The 17,593-nt window shown below is 69.5% G+C and carries 15 protein-coding genes; 3 read left to right on the top strand and 12 right to left on the bottom strand.

Features of this window, described 5'->3' with window-relative positions; translation table 11 throughout:
• Positions 1–152 precede the first annotated feature (152 nt).
• On the top strand, positions 153–458 hold the full coding sequence (locus VXJ25_RS08560; RefSeq protein ID WP_330958795.1) for a CDP-alcohol phosphatidyltransferase: 306 nt from the start codon (positions 153–155) through the stop codon (positions 456–458).
• Positions 459–578: 120 nt separating this feature from the next.
• On the opposite strand, the gene VXJ25_RS08555 is transcribed toward VXJ25_RS08560, so the two are convergent.
• The 4 genes from VXJ25_RS08555 to VXJ25_RS08540 all read right to left on the bottom strand — a co-directional run bounded on the left by VXJ25_RS08555 (position 579) and on the right by VXJ25_RS08540 (position 4,496).
• Entirely contained in the window at positions 579–2,198 is a 1,620-nt protein-coding gene (locus VXJ25_RS08555) for a 4Fe-4S dicluster domain-containing protein (RefSeq protein ID WP_330958794.1), read from the bottom strand.
• Positions 2,199–2,305: 107 nt separating this feature from the next.
• Positions 2,306–3,340: an RluA family pseudouridine synthase gene (locus VXJ25_RS08550; RefSeq protein WP_330958793.1), complete on the bottom strand. Its 1,035-nt coding sequence runs from the start codon at positions 3,338–3,340 to the stop codon at positions 2,306–2,308.
• Complete coding sequence (locus tag VXJ25_RS08545; RefSeq protein ID WP_330958792.1) at positions 3,337–4,302, bottom strand: LysR family transcriptional regulator; 966 nt, start codon at positions 4,300–4,302, stop codon at positions 3,337–3,339. Before VXJ25_RS08545 ends, VXJ25_RS08550 begins: the two co-directional genes overlap by 4 nt.
• Complete coding sequence (locus VXJ25_RS08540; protein WP_330958791.1) at positions 4,299–4,496, bottom strand: hypothetical protein; 198 nt, start codon at positions 4,494–4,496, stop codon at positions 4,299–4,301. The genes VXJ25_RS08545 and VXJ25_RS08540 overlap by 4 nt, the downstream gene beginning before the upstream one ends.
• A gap of 132 nt (positions 4,497–4,628) precedes the next feature.
• Between VXJ25_RS08540 and VXJ25_RS08535 the strand changes: the two genes are divergently transcribed.
• Entirely contained in the window at positions 4,629–6,041 is a 1,413-nt protein-coding gene (locus VXJ25_RS08535; RefSeq protein WP_330958790.1) for a Na+/H+ antiporter NhaC family protein, read from the top strand.
• 488 nt (positions 6,042–6,529) lie between these two features.
• Here the strand turns inward: VXJ25_RS08535 and hisS are convergent, their stop codons facing one another.
• Positions 6,530–7,840, bottom strand: coding sequence for a histidine--tRNA ligase (hisS, locus tag VXJ25_RS08530; RefSeq protein WP_330958789.1), 1,311 nt, complete (start codon positions 7,838–7,840; stop codon positions 6,530–6,532).
• 297 nt (positions 7,841–8,137) lie between these two features.
• Between hisS and VXJ25_RS08525 the strand changes: the two genes are divergently transcribed.
• On the top strand, positions 8,138–8,863 hold the full coding sequence (locus tag VXJ25_RS08525; protein ID WP_330958788.1) for a GntR family transcriptional regulator: 726 nt from the start codon (positions 8,138–8,140) through the stop codon (positions 8,861–8,863).
• Positions 8,864–9,833: 970 nt separating this feature from the next.
• On the opposite strand, the gene VXJ25_RS08520 is transcribed toward VXJ25_RS08525, so the two are convergent.
• From VXJ25_RS08520 to VXJ25_RS08490, 7 genes are all read right to left on the bottom strand, one after another.
• A complete protein-coding gene (locus VXJ25_RS08520; protein ID WP_330958787.1) occupies positions 9,834–10,880 on the bottom strand; it encodes a branched-chain amino acid aminotransferase in 1,047 nt (348 codons plus the stop codon).
• A gap of 241 nt (positions 10,881–11,121) precedes the next feature.
• A complete protein-coding gene (locus VXJ25_RS08515; RefSeq protein WP_330958786.1) occupies positions 11,122–11,754 on the bottom strand; it encodes a DUF47 domain-containing protein in 633 nt (210 codons plus the stop codon).
• A gap of 85 nt (positions 11,755–11,839) precedes the next feature.
• Positions 11,840–12,889 (bottom strand): inorganic phosphate transporter, encoded by a 1,050-nt coding sequence (locus VXJ25_RS08510; protein ID WP_330958785.1) that lies wholly within the window; start codon positions 12,887–12,889, stop codon positions 11,840–11,842.
• A gap of 306 nt (positions 12,890–13,195) precedes the next feature.
• On the bottom strand, positions 13,196–13,747 hold the full coding sequence (locus tag VXJ25_RS08505) for a sortase family protein (RefSeq protein ID WP_330958784.1): 552 nt from the start codon (positions 13,745–13,747) through the stop codon (positions 13,196–13,198).
• Between the two features lie 46 nt (positions 13,748–13,793).
• Positions 13,794–14,756, bottom strand: coding sequence for a Cna B-type domain-containing protein (locus VXJ25_RS08500; protein WP_330958783.1), 963 nt, complete (start codon positions 14,754–14,756; stop codon positions 13,794–13,796).
• A gap of 129 nt (positions 14,757–14,885) precedes the next feature.
• A complete protein-coding gene (locus tag VXJ25_RS08495; RefSeq protein ID WP_330958782.1) occupies positions 14,886–15,731 on the bottom strand; it encodes a class C sortase in 846 nt (281 codons plus the stop codon).
• 125 nt (positions 15,732–15,856) lie between these two features.
• The gene (locus tag VXJ25_RS08490; protein ID WP_330958781.1) at positions 15,857–17,554 is read right to left on the bottom strand and encodes a SpaA isopeptide-forming pilin-related protein; all 1,698 of its coding nucleotides are present in this window, start codon (positions 17,552–17,554) and stop codon (positions 15,857–15,859) included.
• Positions 17,555–17,593 lie beyond the last annotated feature (39 nt).

Here is a 17,593-nt window from a genome sequence, read left to right as displayed (position 1 = left end):
TTCTTTAACACAACCCCACCCCGCCGGCACCAGAATTCGACCTGCGCGCGGATATCTAACGCTGGCCTAACAAATCCCTGGCAGCTTCCTCGCGCCGGGCCGGGGGCGCTAAGATGGCACCAAGGGTCCGCCCTTCGACGAAAGGAATGACCATGGGAAAGATCGCATCGGAGAAGCTCGACGTAGACTACGATGGCCTTGCAGACTACCTGCATGCGAACCACTCGGTTTACATGAAGGTCGGCTCCAAGGTCTACTACCTGACCGACGTGAACTACGAGGCATGGCGCGCCCAGGACACGAGCGTCCGCAACAGCAAGAACCACTTCGTGGACTGCAGCGACCTCGTCCCGACGCTCGACGAGTTCCTCGCCCTGCCCTTCGTCAACGGGCACACGATCAAGGACGTGTTCCCGGAGGCCACGTTCTACCCCTCGACCAAGGGGGTCAAGGACTAGCTCCGGGGATTGGGCCCGGCCCGGGGACGGGCAGACCGGATCGACGGATGAGGAGGCGGCCGCGGGGGCTCCCGCGGCCGCCTCTCTGCTCTCGTGCGCCTCTCTGCCCTCGCGTCCGCCCTAGATGAGGTGCTGCGCCTCGTCCGTCTCCAGCAGCTCGTCGTCGCCGAAGCGCTGGCGGTCGTCGGGCCGCTCGAGCACGGGAATCAGCATGCGGAACGCGTCCTCGGTGGCGTTCTGGCGCGGCGAGCGCTTGGCGTAGCGCCTGACCGCCGCCGCCGACTTGTTGATCGCCACGAGGGTGCCCGCGCCGGCCACGCAGCCGCCGGGGCACGCCATGCCCTCGAGCAGGTAGCCGTCGTACTTGCCGCGCGCGGCGTCCTTCATCATCTTGCGACACTCCTCGAGCCCCTCGGCGTTGGCGACCTTGACCTCCAGGTCGGGGTGCCCGCGGTGGATGGCATTGACCACGGCGCTCGCCACGCCGCCCGCGACCGCGAAGCCGCGGCCGTCCGCGCTCGCCACGTCGAAGTCCGACTTGCCCTCGTCGGCGAGGTCGAGGTAGTCGATGCCCTTGGCCTCCATCATGCCGGCCATCTCCTCGAAGGTGAGGACGAAGTCGACCTCGGAGCGGACGGACTTGCGCATGGCCTCGAGCTTCTTGGCGGAGCACGGCCCCACGAAGACGATCTTGGCGTGGGGGTGCTGGGTGCGGACCATGCGCGCCGTGAGCGTCATGGGCGTGAGCGCCATGGAGATGCAGTCCGCGTGCTCGGGGAACTCGCGCTTGGCCATGATCGACCAGGCGGGGCAGCACGACGTGCCCATGAACGGGAGCTTGTCGGGCACCTCCTCGAGGAAGTCCTCCCCCTCCTGGATGGTGCAGAGGTCGGCTCCCAGCGCGACCTCCTCCAGGCCCGAGAAGCCCAGCTTGGTGAAGGCGGCGCGGAGCTTGCCCACGTCGCCCTTGCCGCCGAACTGCCCCACGAAGGCGGGCGCGACGATGGCGATGACCTCGTCGCCCTCCAGGATCGACCAGATGACCTGGGCGATCTGGCTCTTGTCGGCGATGGCGCCGAAGGGGCAGTTGATGAGGCACTGGCCGCAGGCCACGCACTTGCTCTGGTCGATCTCCGCGCGGCCGTGCTCGTCGGAGCCGATTGCGCCCATGCCGCAGGCGGCGGCGCAGGGCCGCTCGTAGTGGTAGATCGCGTGGTACGGGCAGGTCCTGGCGCACAGCCCGCAGTGGACGCACTTCTCCTGGTCGATGTAGGCGCGCTTGTTCACGAAGGTGATCGCCTGCTTGGGGCAGATCTCTCGGCAGGGGTGCGCGAGGCAGCCCTGGCAGGTGTTGGTCACCTCGTAGACGTTGTCCTTGCACGAGTTGCACGCGAACTTGATGACGTTGACCAGGGGCGGCTCGTAGTAGGTCTCAGCGCGCAGAGCTCGCGTCATGCCGTCGGAGATGCGCTGAGGGCGGTCGACACCCTGCAGCGACAGGCCGATGGCGAGGCGGATGCGCTCGCTGACGATGGCGCGCTCCAGGAAGACCGAGCCGCGGTAGGTCGCCACGTCGCCGGGCAGGATCTTGTACGGCAGCTCGTCGAAGGCCCGGTCGAAGTCCGCGTCCGTCCACTCGGGGTGGTCCGCCGTGGAGTAGATGATCCTCGCGACCTCGCAGAACACCTTGCGTCGGATCTCCGTGAGGTTGGTGTAGACGCCGCGCATGGTATCTGGCATAGGACCCCTCCTTCGGTGGCACCCGCCACCCGGACGACTTGTTGCCCCCTGTCCTACCGATGATAGCGGAATTGATAGCGGACTTGCGGGCGGCCCCGCGCGTGCGCCTAGAGGCCGCGGAGCGCGTCCCAGCCGACCTCGCGCTCCGGGAAGGCGGGGAGCAGGCGCGCCGGCCACGGGGTGCGCACGCGGACGGGTGCGCCCGTCACGGGGTGCGCGAAGGACTCCTCCAGGGCGTGGAGCATGAGCGGGCCGGGCCCGCCGCCGTAGAGGGAGTCGCCCAGGATGGGGTGGCCCGCCGCCGACAGGTGGACGCGGATCTGGTGGCGCCGGCCGCTGCCCAGCTCGCAGCCGACGAGGGTCGCGCCGCCGCGGCACTCGACCGGCAGCACCCTGGTCAGGCTCGGCTTCCCCGTGGCGCCGACGCGCATGCGGCGCGCGTCGTGGCGGTCGCGCGCGATCGGCCCCGTGAGCTCGAAGGGGCCTCCGGAGAGGCGGCCCCGCACCACGGCGAGGTAGCGCTTGCCCATGGCGTGCCCGGCGACGAGCTCGTCGAAGGCGGGCTGGAAGTCCGGCGCCTTGGAGAAGAGCACGACGCCCGTGGTCTCCTCGTCCAGGCGCTGCAGCGCCTGGGCAGAGCCCGCCGCGGGACTCCCTGCTGCCGCCAGGTGGGCGCGGACGCGCCCGGTGAGGGTGTCGGCGCCCGTGCCGTCCGAGTGGACGAGAAGCCCCGCGGGCTTCTCGACCGCCAGCGCGAAGGGGTCCTCCCACAGGACGAGGAGGTCCGGGCCGGCCGCCGGCGCGGTGGCCGCCACGCCCGCGCCGGAGGACCAGGGCGCGCCCCAGGTGACCTCCACGACGTCGCCGGGACGAAGGGCGTCGGCGGGGCGTAGGAGCACGCCGAACACGCTCGCGCGCCCCTCGGCGAGGATGCGAGCGGCCGAGCGCTTGGAGCCGGTCGCCTCCCTCAGGAGCTCCGAGGCGCCCGTCGGCACGAGGGCGCGCAGGAGCGCCCGGCCCTCGGACGCCTCCACGAGGCGCCAGCGGCGCGCAGGGCCGCCCTCGCAGCCTTCTCGCACGTCGCCGCCGCGGGGCTCGCGTCCTTCTCGCCCAGCGCGCGCGGAGGCACCCCGCCGGCTCACGCGCCCTCCTCCGCGCCGCGCAGCTCCTGCTCTCCCCCGCCGCCGACGGTCTGCCGGAGCGACTCGCAGAACGCGCCCACCATGCTCCACGGATGGGCCGACGTCCGCCAGGCCACGTGGATCGGGTAGCGCGCGTCTGGCCCCAGGTGCACGAGGCGCATCCCGACCAGCTCCTGCGGCGAGAAGGTCGTCTCCACCAGCTCCATGGGCGAGAAGCACGCGCCGCCGCCGCGCGCCGCCAGCGCGAGGAGGGTCTCGGCGTTCTTGGACCTCACGGCGATGCGTGGGGTGAAGCCGGCCTTCTGGAAGGTCCGCACGGCGATCGTGCCGGGGATGTCGCGCCGGCCGAGCACGAGGAAGGGCAGGCCCGCGAGCGGCGACAGGTCGCCCGTGCGCTCCACGCGCTCCACGCTCTGCTCGACCTTGTCGCCCAGCTTGGCCTCCAGCAGCCGGTTGGAGGCCACGAGCACCACCTCCTCGCGGTAGAGCTCGCTCACCTCCAGGCGCGGGACCCGACCCGTCACGGTGCCCACCATCACGTCGAGGCGGCCGTCGCAGATGAGCGAGACCAGGGCCTCGTTCTCGCCCTCGTTGAGGTCGACCTCGATGCCGGGGTGCAGCCGCTGGAAGTCCGCGATGGCGTGGGGCATGATGATGTGCCCGCGCGTGCTCGTGACGCCCACCCTGAGCAGGCCGCGCTCGTCGTCGGAGATGTCCTTGAACTCGTGGACCATGTGGTCGTGCTCCGCCTTGAAGCGACGCGCGTAGCCCAGGAACTGCTCGCCCGCGTAGGTCAGCTCGAGCGGCACGCGCCGGACGACCAGGCGCACGCCGAGGTCGCGCTCGACCGAGGCGATGTGGGCCGACAGCGTCTGCTGGGTCACGTTGAGGCGCTCCGCCGCCTTGGTGAAGCTGCGCTCCTCCGCGAGCGCGATGAAGTAGTCCATGGTCTGGAAGTTCATCCGTCCCCCTCGGACGAGTGCGGCTGGCCGCGTGCGACGCTGGCGACGCTGGCGACGCTGGCGACGCTGGCGACGCTGGCGACGCTGGCGACGCTGGCGACGCTGGCGACGCTGGCGACGCTGGCGACGCTGGCGACGCTGGCGACAAGAGCGTACGCCTCCGGGCCGGACTGTGCGAATACGTGCGGGTACAAGGTCGCCTTGTATGACACCTAGGCGACAAGAACATCTTGTAGGTGACTCCGACTTTAACAGTTGGACCTTAGGCCAACCGGAGTATAGCGTAACGAGGCGGAAACTATCGCGTAACCCGGGAGGGGTCGGAGTTGCTGGAAACGATCGTGCTCGCCGTCTTCGCAGGCCTTCTCATGACGGGGGCGGCGCTCGGCGTGCCGCTGCCGCTGACGCTGCTCGCCGGGTTCGCGCTCTTCTGCGGCTACGGACTGAGCCGTGGGCACGGCGCACGCGAGCTCGCGTCCTTCTCGCTCGCCGGCGTGAAGACGGTAAGCGGCGTCCTGGCGCTGCTCGCGATCGTCGGCGTCATGGCCGCGTTCTGGCGCGCCGCCGGCACGATCCCCGCCATCGTGGTCCTGGCGAGCGGACTCGTCTCGCCCGGTGCCCTCGTCGTGGCCACCTTCCTGCTGTGCTGCCTCATGAGCATGCTCATGGGCACGGCCTTCGGGACGGCGGCCACCATGGGGATCATCTGCATGACGCTCGCCGAGGCGATGGGCGCAAACACGCTACTCGTGGGCGGTGCCGTCCTCGCCGGCTCCTACTTTGGCGACAGGAACTCGCCGATGTCGTCGAGCGCGGCGCTCGTGGCCACGCTCACCCACACCGACGTCTTCTCCAACGTGCGCTCCATGCTGCGCACGGGGCTGCTCCCCTTCGCGCTGACCTGCGTCGTCTACGCCCTCGCCGGGTTCGCCGCGCCCAGGACGGCCGCCGGCGCCGCCTCCTTCGACGCGCTCTCCTCCGCCTTCGACCTCGGCCCCGCCTGCCTCGCGCCGGCCGCCGTGGTCGTGGGCCTCTCGCTCAGGAGGGTCTCCGTGAGGCGCACGCTGCTCGCCGCCCTCGCCGTCTCCGTCGCGGTCTGCGTGCTCGAGCAGCACGTGGCCCTCGCCGACCTCCCCAGGATCGCGCTGCTCGGCTACCACGCCGAGACGCCCGAGGTCGCACGCCTCGTGGACGGCGGCGGGCTCGCGTCGATGGCCAACATCGAGTGCGTCGTGGGGATCTCCGCCACCTACGCCGGGCTCTTCGACGGAACCGGCCTCCTGTCCGGGCTCCGCTCGCGCGTCGACGAGCTAAACCGCAGGACCAGCCCCTTCGTGAGCGTCCTGGCGACGGGGCTCGCCACCTCCTGCATCGCCTGCAACCAGACCCTCGCGATCATGCTGACCGACCAGCTCTGCAGCGGCCTTGCGGGCGAGACCCGCGAGGGGTACGCGCTCGACCTTGAGAACACCGTGGTCACCTGCGCGGCCCTCATGCCCTGGTCGATCGCGGCGACGGCGACGCTCTCCTTCATCGGCGCGCCCACGGCGAGCATCCTGGCGGCCTGCTTCCTCTACCTGCTCCCGCTCTGCTCGCTCGCGAGCTCGCTGCTGCGCGCGCCCGTGCTGCGCACCCGCGGCGCCACCGACGCGCGCGGCCACGGCGCCGCGGCGCGCCTCGCGGCCGTCTCCGGCGGTGCGGGCGTGCGGCACGGGCGCACGATGGCGCGCGCGGCGTAGGGTCTGCCCGCTCCGGGGCGCGTTCGCAGCCCGGATGCGGTCCGGGGCGCGAGGCCGCGCGCACGGCGGCGGTCGGGCGGCCGCCCCCGCCCGCTGGTGCCGCCGGCGGGCTCCGGCGGGCTCCGGCGCAATCTGCAGGTTCGGCTCGTGCATCTACGGGAGTTATGGACGGCCCCGAGGGGCGAGGCCGCCCGATATGCTCCCCCGTTGGCCTCCTGAGGCACCCGCTCCACGAGCGTGCCCAGGATGCAGCCCGCCGGCGGGGCGCCGACGCGACAGCACCCGTCCATAAGTCCGAGAAACGCACGCTCCCGTCCGGGGAGCTGCAGCGGGCACCGGGCACGGGCACCGGGGAGCTGCACCGGGCAGCAGGCACCGGGCAGCAGGCACCGGGCAGCAAGCGGTGCCCGGTGCGGCACGCCTGGCCCAAGCACACCTAGGGCCTGGCCCTCCCCAGGCCAGGCCCCCCGACCCCATGTCCTTCTCCGCTAGGCCAGGCGCGCCCTGACCTCGTCGACGAGCGAGGCCATCGGCACCTGCACCTGCTCGTGGGTGGACATGTCGCGCAGCGTCGCCACGCCGGCAGCCACCTCGTCGGGACCGAGGACGACGCAGAGGGAGGCGCCCTCCTTGTCGGCCTGCTTGAACTGGCTCTTGAGGGAGCGGCCCTGGTAGTCCGCCTCGGTACGGACGCCCGCCTGGCGCAGCGCCAGCGTGGCGGAGAAGACCGCGTCGCGCTCCTCCGGCGTGCAGGCAACGTAGACGCAGGCGGGGCGCTCCCCCTCCAGGCTCGCGCCCTGCTGCTCCAGGGCCAGCGCCATGCGCTCGAAGCCCACGGCGAAGCCGAGCCCGGGCGTGGGCTTGCCGCCCTCGAGCTCCATGAGGCCGTCGTAGCGGCCACCGCCGCCGATGGCGCCCACGCCGGAGCCGGCTACCTCCACCTCGAAGACGGTCCTCGTGTAGTAGTCGAGGCCACGGACGAGGGTGGGGTCCTCCACGTAGGAGACGCCCGCCTCGTCGAGGTAGGCCTTGACGCGCGCGTAGTGCTCGCGGCAGTCGTCGCACAGGTTGTCGGTCACGAGCGGCGCCTCGCGCATGACCTCGCGGCAGCGCTCGTTCTTGCAGTCGAAGCTGCGCAGCGGGTTGATCTCCGCGCGCTCGAGGCAGTCCTCGCACATCTCCTCCCTGTGGGCGTAGATGAAGTCGCGGACCATCTCGCGGTAGGCGGGACGGCATGCGGCGTCGCCCATCGAGTTGATGCGCAGGGTGAGCGTGGAGGGATCGAAGCCCATGCGCTTGTAGAACTCCATGAGCATGATGATGCACTCGGCGTCCGCCGCGGGGTCCTCGGCGCCGAGCCACTCGACTCCGACCTGGTGGAACTGCCGCAGGCGGCCCTTCTGCGGACGCTCGCCGCGGAACATGGCCTCGCCGTACCACACCTTCACGGGAGAGGCGCCCTGGGGCACGAAGTTGTGCTCCACGGCCGCACGCACGACGCCGGCCGTGCCCTCCGGGCGCAGGGCGAGGCGCTGCTTGGCCTTGAGGCCGCTCTCGCTGCCGCTCTCCAGCAAGCGCTCCATCAACGCGCCGGAGAACACGCGGAACATCTCCTTGCGCACCACGTCCGTGGACTCGCCGATGCCGTGCACGAAGGTGGCCACTTGCTCGATCGCGGGCGTCTCGATCCTGTCGAAGCCGTAGGAGCCGAAGAGCTCCCCCGCCGTGCGGCACATGCGCTCCCACGCGCGCATGTAGCCACCATACAGATCCTCGGTGCCCTGTACCCTCTGTGCCATTCCCGTCCCCTCTCCGATGTTCAGTCGGCTACGTATTCTCGCACAACCCGGGCGGGTGCGCGCAGGGCGCACGAGACCTCCCGCGCGGGCCCGGCGGGGCGGTACCGCCGGGCGTGGCGCCTCCGCGGGCACGGGACGGCCCGCCAGCCCCCGCCAGCCCCCCGCCTCGCCCGGGGTCGCTGGCGGACGCGCGGGCGCCCGCCTGCGCACGACCTAATATAATTGCAAGGAAGCCCAAGCACATAGACCATGTCCGCGCAGGCCAGCAGGCCTGATGACGCACCTTGAGGAGTCTCCATGAACGTCCCCACCCCCGAAGACGACCCCGGCGCACCCGACCAGGACGCCACCGGGCACGCACCGACGCTCCAGGAGCGCGCATACCGCCTCATCAGCAGCGACATCATCCGGTGCCGCTACAAGCCGGGAGAGAAGCTCACGATAAACACGCTCGTCTCGACCCTCGGCCTGGGGCGCACCCCCGTGCGGGAGGCACTCGTGCGCCTGCAGGAGTCGGGGCTCGTGAGCGTCGTGCCCCAGGTCTCCACCACCGTCTCCAAGATCAGCCTGCGCGACGCGGACTCGGCGCGCTTCGTGCGCGAGACCGTCGGGCGCAAGGTCGCGGTCGAGGCGTGCGCTCGCTGGCGCCCAGGCGACCTGGACGAGCTCGAGTACGCCAACGCCACCATGCACCAGGCGCTGCGTGCGGGTGACTCGGAGTCCTACTTCGATAGCGACAACCGCTTCCACCAGCAGCTCTACCGCATCGCGGGGCGCGAGCGCGTCTACGACTGGGTCTCGGAGGTCAACCTCCCGGTGAGCCGCCTGCGCTGGCTCAGGCTCATGACCGAGTCGCTCGACTGGGGAAGCCTCATGGACCAGCACGACCGCATCCTGTCGGCCGTCGAGGCACGCGACGCGGACGAGACCGACTTCCTCATGTCGCAGCACCTCCACCAGCTACTGGACGAGAAGGGCAGCGTGGTCAGTCGCTTCCCCGAGTACTTCGTGACCGACGAGTAGCGCACGCAGCCGAGGCGCGGGTCGCGGCAGCACGCGGGTCGAGCCAGCAGGCGGGTCGCGGCAGCACGCGGGTCGCGGCAACAGGCGGGTCGCGCCAGCACTCCAGAAGGATCCAAGCCGACCCGTGCATCTCCGCGAGTTATGGACTCCCCTCAGAGTTGGAACCGCCCTGCGCGAGACGTGGACAGCACGATTGATTGCGTTTGCCCAGGATTCACGAAACTACGGCATCTGCGGAGCGACGTGAATCCGTTCACAAGTCGCCGAGATGCACTGTCTCGGTCGGAGAATTGCATTCCTTCGACAGGACGGAGGGCGCCCGTCTACGGGTTCGCCTACGTACCGGCCGCGGCTGCGACTCGCGAGGGCCGGCCGCGGCTGCGACCACCGCGCGCGGGTGGAGTCCACCCGCCTGCGACCCCTCCCCTGCATTTTCCAGGAGTTGCCGCTGCATTTTTCCGAGTTAGGGACGGGTCCGAAGTCCCCAGGCCCCTCTCCGGTCGCCGCGCTCTCCCTCGCGCTCACCCGACATCCGCGTTTGCCGAGGTAAGCCGCGCACGCCAACGACATCTCGACACAGCTCCCCCGACTGAGCCGTCCATAACTCTCCCAGTTGCAACTCCGAAACCGCAAGGCTGCATTGACGCCCCTGCGCGGGCACCCGCAGGAACCTCCGCACACTACGTCGCGCGCCCCACGGGCCAGCCGCGTGCCGCACGCCCCACGGGCCGGCCGCGTACCGCACGGACGCAGAAGGGGCGCCCCGCCACGGTCGTGACTGAGCGCCCCTCACTTGCCACCTGGCAGGTCCGGCCGCACTTGGCAGGCCCTGCTGGGACCGGCTCCGGCCGGTCCTCGCAACCTAGATGCGGATACCCTTGAGGATGATGGACTTCGTGCGCATGACCTCATCGAACGTGGTCATGACGCCCTCGTTGCCGAAGCTGCCATGCGGCAGCTGCCCCGGGCGCTACTCCACGTCGATCTTGTGGACCCAGCCGAACCGGTCCTCGATCTCGCCGGACTGGATGCCGGTCAGGGTCTCGCGGAGCTTCTTCATGGTCGGGCCGACGTTCTCCATGCCGCTCTTGAAGACGTAGTGCACCTCGTCCGTGTCGACCTCGCCCACCGGGGAGATGACGGCGGCGGTGCCGCACATGCCGGCCTCGACGAACTCGTCGTCCAGGATCTCCTGGAACTTGACCGGGCGCTGCTCGACCTTCATGCCGAGCATCTTCTCCGCGACGTCCACCAGCGAGCGGCGGGTGACGGAGGGCAGGATCGAGTCGGTGAAGGACTGGGGCACGACCAAGGTGCCGTCCTCCTTGACGAACAGGATGTTGGCGCCGCCGGACTCCTCGACGTAGGTGCGGGTCTTGGGGTCCAGGAACATGTTGTCGGCGTAGCCCTTGGAGTGCGCCTCGACGCTCGGGTAGAGCGACATGGCGTAGTTGAGGCCGGCCTTGATGTTGCCGGTACCGTGGGGCGCTGCGCGGTCGTACTTGGAGACCTGCAGCTTGACGGGATGCACGCCACCCTTGTAGTACGGACCGACCGGCGTCACGAGGATGCGGAACTGGTACTCGTCGGCGGGCTTCACGCCGATGACGTCGCCCGTGGCGAACATGAACGGACGGACGTACAGCGTGGCGCCGGAGCCGAAGGGCGGCACGTAGGCGGCGTTGGCGCGCACGACCTCCTCGACGGCCCTAACGAAGCGCTCCTTCGGGAACGGGGGCATGCAGATGCGCTCGGCGGAGTTGTACATGCGCTCGGCGTTCTGGTCCGGGCGGAAGCAGACGATGTCGCCGTCCTTGGTGGTGTAGGCCTTCAGGCCCTCGAAGACCTCCTGGCAGTAGTGGAGAAGCCCCGCGCACTCGGAGAGGGTGACCGTGTGGTCGGGCGTGAGCCCGCCCTCGTCCCAGGCCCCATCCTTGTAGTTGGAGACGTAGCTGTAGTCGGTGTGCATGTACGCGAAACCGAGGCTGCCCCAGTCAATGTCCTTCTTCTGAACCATCTCTGCCTCCAAGCAGGTCTGGGTGGCGTCTGCGAGACCGAGCTCGGCGACGGCCATCGATAGTATCGACTGGGGATGACTTTAGTCCTGGCCCCCCGCCGGGCCCTGCCGTGTTACACAGCCTTTACAGCCTGAACACGCCCTCGCATAAAGTGGCCAGAAATCGACTCGTTCTCCGATGCGACGAAGTCCGGCTCCCAAGCGCGCCCTGGCATCGCGCCCCGCGCGCCCGCCCCCTCCCCTACGCGCTCTTCATCACGACGGAACGGACGACGCCGGCCGCGTCGTCGCAGGCGTTGAGGCACATCTCCATGCGATCGAAGACGCGCAGCCAGCCGACCACGTGGCCGCGGCGGTACTCGTCGATGTCCTCCTCGTGGAAGAGGCGGCGCAGGGCTGACTCGTAGACGTGGTCGCCCTCGTCCTCGATGTGCCCGACCGAGATGGCCTTCTCCATGACCACGCGGTCCGTCTTGTAGTTGGGCAGGTGGTCGATCATCACGTAGAGGTCGGCGACGGCCTCCTTGGTGAGGCTGGCGAGCTGGACGGCCTCCTCGCGCGTGCCGTGCATGTTGAACAGGTCGAGCCGCACGGAGCTGCCCTCCATGTAGTCGACGACGTCGTCGAGCCTGAGGGCGAGGTCGGAGATGTCGTTGCGGTCGAAAGGCGTGATGAAGGAGCTGTAGAGCTCGTTCATGATCTTCTTCACGTGCTCGTCGCAGCGGTCCTCGTGGACCCTCATCTTTGGGATCAGCGTGGACGTCGCGGGATACCCCTTGATGAGGACCTCGTAGTCCTCGGCGACCTTGATGAGGTCGCGGGCGAACTCCCTGAACAGGGTGTAGAAGTTGTCTTCCTTCTTGGCGTGCGGCATGGGGCTCCTTCTGTGTAGTTTCGGGTGACGTGTGCCAGGTGACGGGTAGCTTCGGGCGACGGCTGCCGTCCTGCGCCCCCAGGACTTAGAACCAGATGAGGAAGAGTCGCGCCAGGACGTAGCCGATGAGGCCGCAGCCCGGGAAGGTGAAGATCCAGGTGTAGACCATCTCCTTGGCGACGCCCCAGTTGACCGTCCGCACGCCCTTCGCGGCGCCGGCGCCCATGATGGCGGCGGTCTTGACGTGGGTCGTGGAGACCGGGAGGCCCGTCAGCGTGGCGACGAGGAGGGCGACCGTGGCGGAGAGGGAGGCGGCGAAGCCCTGGTGCTTCTCCATCTGCACCATCTCCATGCCGACCTTCTTGATGATGCGCTTGCCGCCGACGGCGGTGCCGATCGCCATGGTCGCGGCGCACATGACCTCGATCCAGAAGGGGAAGCCGCCGATGTCGGAGGCCTGCATGCCCATGGAGAGGGCGACGGCGAGCATGGCGGTGGACATGAACTTCTGGCCGTCCTGCGCGCCGTGCATGAGGGCGACGCCCGCCGCGCCCACGACCTGCAGGTCGCCGAAGAGCCTATCGGCCCGTCGTCGGTCCACGTCGCGGCAGAGCACGCGGATGATGCGCGTGACGAGCCAGCCGGCACCGAAGCCCGCGAAGGTGGAGAAGACCAGGCCGTAGATGACCTTGACCCACTCGCCGAAGTTGATGCCGGCTCCCCCGCCCTGGACGGCCAGCGCCGCGCCGGTGAGGCCGGCGATGAGGGCATGGCTCTCGGAGGTCGGGATGCCGAAGATCCAGGCGCCAACGCCCCAGGCCACGATGCCGACCGTCGCGGCGGCCAGGGCGATGAGGGCGGCGTGGGTGTCCCCGCCGAAGTCGACCATGCCCGATATCGTGTCCGCGACCGCGGTGGAGATGAGGGTCATCGCCACGAGGCCGATGAAGTTGCAGACGACGCTCATGCCGATCGCCGCGTTGACGCCTATGGAGCGCGTCCCCACCGGCTCGGCGATCGCGTTTGCCGCGTCGGTCGCGCCGTTCACGAAGATCGTCCCGAGGACGAGTACGATCACCACCGCGAGGAAGGGGTTCGACTGGATGGCGGAGAGGAACTGATCGAGGCTGACCAAGGGGGCTCCTTCATACGCTTACCTGCAAAATCATAGCGGTTTTGTAACGCGCAGGTAAGCAGCCCACGATTCCCTCCGCCGGCCAGGCATAGGGCACGCCCCCGTTCTCGCAGGTACCAGTGGTAGCTCGCGGCCCTTCTACCCGCGGGGCGCCCCCGCATACTCACAAACTCCACCTAACGAGCCGCTTACACGCGGCGGGCGGAGAAGGACGGGCGGCCGACGCGGCGGGCGGAGAAGAACCGGGGCCAGGCGCTGGGCCGGACGGGTGCCAGCCGCGGGGCGAGACCCAGCCGGGACGGGGCCTCAGTCCCGCGAGGCGAGGACGACGAGGTAGGCGCCCGAGGACGAGTCGTACGCGCAGAGGGCGAGGTCCGCCCCCACGGCCTCGTCCGGAGACCCCAGGTCCTGCGGCCTCGTCAGCGAGTTGACGTGGTAGGAGTACCCGGCGCCTCCGGTATCGACGAACCTGACGTGGTCCCCGACGCCCACCCGGGAGAGCCTGCCGAACTGCCGGTCGCTGTCCCAGCCCACCAGTACCAGCCGACCGGCGGGCGAACCCGCATAGCAGTACGGCGCCACCTGGAGCGAGCCCGAGTCCCCCGTCGTCCTGACGGGCAGCTCGAGCTCGACCGACGGCACGCTCAGGACCCCCATGTAGGGGACGTCGTCGATGAGGAACGATGGGGTGCGCTCGCCCTCCGCCACGTCGTCCGCAACGCCCGCCCCGCCCCCTGCGGGGAGAAGGGCCTCGAGCCGCGACAGGACGTCGTCAGTCTCCTCGGCCACTGACGTGCGCACCGCCGAGGAGTAGCAGAGCACCCCCACCGCCGCGGCGACGAGCAGCGCTCCCACCACCCCGAGCAGACGTCCCCTTTGGGTGCGCGGCGGACGGCGGGCGGCCTCACTCATGGCGCCCGCGCACCCGCGCGGCCGCCGACGCCGTCAGGAAGGCCACACCGACGAGGGCGAGCAGCCCGACGACCGCCCAGGAGGTGGCGTCGCCCGACTTAGGCAGGCCGGACGTGGGGACGTGCGACCGCGCGGGAGGCTCCTTCTGGGTGTTGGTGACCGTGAACGTCGAGCCGTCGTCGTCGTACCCGACGCTGTAGCCCGAGGGCACCCCCAGCTCCGCGACGGACCAGGCCGACCCGTCGTCCGGCGCCTCCCAGGAGTACGACCAGTCGTTCGTAGAGTCGAGGGTGCGCTCCTCCTGCTTGACGCCGTCTTTGAGGATGGCGACCCTGATGGCCTCCGGGCGCACCGCCGCCCCGTCATCGGCCCAGCGCTTCACGACCTTGTGGCTCACGCTGCCGCCCGTGGGCTCGGGCCTCTTCTCCGCCTTGGCCATCAGGTCGGTCCTGTACGACCACGCGGCGCCGTCGTCCCTCGGCAGGCCGACGAGCATGGGCTGGAAGGCGTACGTGGAGCCGTCCACGACCGCCTCGTCTGTGATCACCAGGTAGAGGCCACAGGACAGCCCGTCGAAGCTGGCGATGCCCCCGGCGTCGCTCCTCCCCTCCGCCACGGGCCGCACGCCGGCCGCGCTCGCGTAGGCGGCGAGGGAGCGCGCGCCGGCGGACCAGCTGCTGCTCGCCTGCGTCATGTCCAGGCTCACGCCAGCGCCCTCGAAGTCGGCGGTCGCCGTCAGCAGGCCTCCGTTCTCCGATACGTCCGCCACGCGATAGAGGCGCGCCGCGACGCCTGCGACGGGCGCGCTGTCCACCACGTAGGAGACGGACACCTCGCAGGGGCGCGACCGGTCGATCTCCCGCGCCATCAGCGGCGTGGGGAACGCGAGGAGGACGGCCGCGACCAGGGATGCGACCAGGGCCACGCCCAGCGATGATCGTCTGTTGAAACTCATGTGGGCTCCTCCGCGTCTTGCCTTCTTCGCTTGCCATCGCCGCCCGGCACCGCCGCTCGCCGGCGCCACCTGGCGGCGTCCCGTAGTCGTCGCCTCCGCCTACGCCCCTCGCCTTGCCTCGGCCCCGCCTCACGTCCTCAGGTGCCTGCCCCGGGGTCCCGGCGCCCTCCGCCTCCTCCGTCTCAGGAGAAGCGCGAGGAGGGTGGCGACCACGGCCACCGCCGCGAGTGCGAACGCCACCGCGAGCGGCCTGACGCTCGGGCCCTCGAGCTTGTCGACGGGCTCGGGACCGTTGGGGACCCTGATGCCGCTTACGAGCAGGCGCTGCGTGTTGACCGCATAGGGCGTGCAGGTGAGGAGGGTCACGCGGTCCTCTCCCGGGACGATGGCCAGCGCCTCGACCTGGTCCGGCTCGACCACCTTGATGCTGTCGACCTGGTAGGTCATCTTGCGACCGACCACCGTGAGCACGAACTTGTCGCCCTCCTCCATGCGGTCGAGGTCGGTGAAGAGCGTCGCCGAGGGCAGGCCGCGGTGCCCGGAAAGGACGGCGTGCGTGCTCGGCCCACCGACGGGGAGCGAGGACCCCTCCAGGTGACCGATGCTCTTCGCCAGCACCTCGTCGGACGTACCGTGGTAGACGGGGAGCTGCACGCCGATCTTGTCGATGGTGAGGAACCCGATCATCCCGTCGCCCTGCGTGTCGAGGAGGGAGGCGTAGGTGGGGTCATGCGGCTCGCCCGTGCGGAAGGCCTGCGCCCTCTCGAGCAGCCCCGCGTTGTACTCCTCCGCCTCACCCAGCAGGCGGTCCCTCTCCTCCTGGGTCATCTCCTGGGTGTGGTCCTCGTACCCCTTGACCGCGTAGGAGGCACCGACCTGGTTGTACAGGTTGCTGACCGTCGGGTAGAGGAGGAGACCGACGCCCACGAGCAGCATGGCCACCATCACGACGCTCGACGGTCGCACCCTTCTCATTCGTCTCAGCCTCCCCCTTGGCCCACACGCCGCAGCGCCTTATGGCGAGCGGACCAAGAGGGCTGTCCTCGTACGAACGGGTGCCCCCGCGGGACCGGTGGCCCGGCTCCGCGGGGACGCGTGCACTACTCGGCGGTGCGCCTGTTCCTCATGAACACGACGGCCGCGCCGGCGACCATGACGGCACCCAGGGCGTAGATCGCGAGGGTGCCCGTGCCGCCCGTTGTGGGCAGGTTGGAGCCGGGGTTGTCGCTGATGTTCGCGGGGTAGTAGCCGGTGCCGGCGACCATGCCGTCAGTCGGGGTCCCTTCCACGTTTTTCGTCACGCTGGTGACGAGATACGCGGGGACGTAGCCCTCGGGCTGGGAGTCCGAGGCGATGAGGCCCTCGCCGCCCTGCTTGACCCAGAGCTTCTTTCCGTTCGCGTTGGTGGCCTGCGTCGCGCCCTCGGGCTTCTCGGACGTGTAGCGGGAGGTGGTCTTGGTGGTCACGGAGGAGGTCGCAGAGGAGCCGCTCAGGGTGACGGTGGTGTCCGCGGCGAGCTTGTAGCCCGTGGGGGCGACGGTCTCGTGCAGGGTGTAGGTGCCCGCGGCGAGGCCGCTGTAGGAGACGCGGCCGTTCTCGTCCGTGACGAGGGTCGCGATGACCTTGCCGTTCGGCAGCCTGAGCTCGAACGTGGCGCCTGCGAGAGGCGTGTTCGGCTTGTCCGCTGCGGTCTTGTAGATGTAGAGGCCGTAGGAGTAGACGGTCTCCTCGTCGGTCACCTCGCCGTAGCCCTTGTCACCCTCGGGGATGGTGTCGTGCTTGTGGGTCTCGCCGTTGAAGGGGTTGTTGCTGTACTTGTAGGTGTAGTTGTTGGGGTTACCCTCGCCGCCGATGACGGCCTTCTCGTTGAGCGTGGCGTTGTACTCCACATAGAGCTTGTTGCCGGGGGTCAGCTTGTCGTAGGTGTAGTCGATGTAGAGATCCTGGCCGTCCACGGTGACCTTGTAGGCGTCCGCCGCGAGCTCGGTCTTGCCGTCGGGGCTAATCCCCGTGTAGACCTTGACGGAGGAGGGGTCGAGGGTCAGGCCGTCGGAGAGGTGGTCCTTCATGAACAGGGTCTTGTTGGTGGTACCGGCAGGATAGGTGGGCACGTCGCCGGTGAGCCGGTAGGGTACCACGTCGCCTACGCCGACGGTGTACTTCCCGTCGTCCAGGATCGTCCCGCCGAGGACCTCCTTGCCGCCGGAGGGCGTGGTGGTCTTGAGGTCCACGTCGTAGCTGCTATATACGACGTATGCGTTGCCGACGATGGAGGGGACGACCTCGGCGCTCACCGTGGAGTAGATGTAGGCGCCGGACACGTTGCCCATACCAACGACGACGTACTGCCCGAGGCCGACGCCCTCGAACGTCGCCTTGCCGGTGGCATCGGTCTTCTGGCTGCCGTTGTCGTTGGGGCTAGTCTTGTGGACCCAGGCGCTGAAGTCGCCGAGGAGCGCCTTGACCCTGTGAGAGTCATTCTTGTAAGCGGCGTACTGGTCGGCCGTGAGATCCCTGTAGGCGACGCCGTCATCGCTCGCCTGGAATGCCTTGAAGGTGGAGGACCAATCGTAGGTGACCTGGTTGTTGGAGAACGTGACGTCGACGACCTTGTAGAGGTTGAGGGTGTCGCCCGCATTGCCGGTGCTTGCGACGATGCTGGCCGTCGAGTTCTGCGTCGCGGGGGCGCTCGTCGCCCCGTTTGTAGGGGTCGACGTGGCGAAGGCCGGCGTCACGACCGCGAACGCGGTGATGACGGCGACGAGAGCCGCGAGGACGTGCTGGATTCTCTTGTGCATGCTGCCCTTCCTTTCTCTTGTCCTAGGCAGGTGGACGAA

The organism is Olsenella absiana (assembly GCF_036408855.1).
Classification (GTDB): Bacteria; Actinomycetota; Coriobacteriia; order Coriobacteriales; family Atopobiaceae; genus Olsenella_K; species Olsenella_K absiana.
The sequence above is the reverse complement of the archived record's forward strand: the minus strand, read 5'-3'. Positions and strand labels throughout refer to the sequence as shown.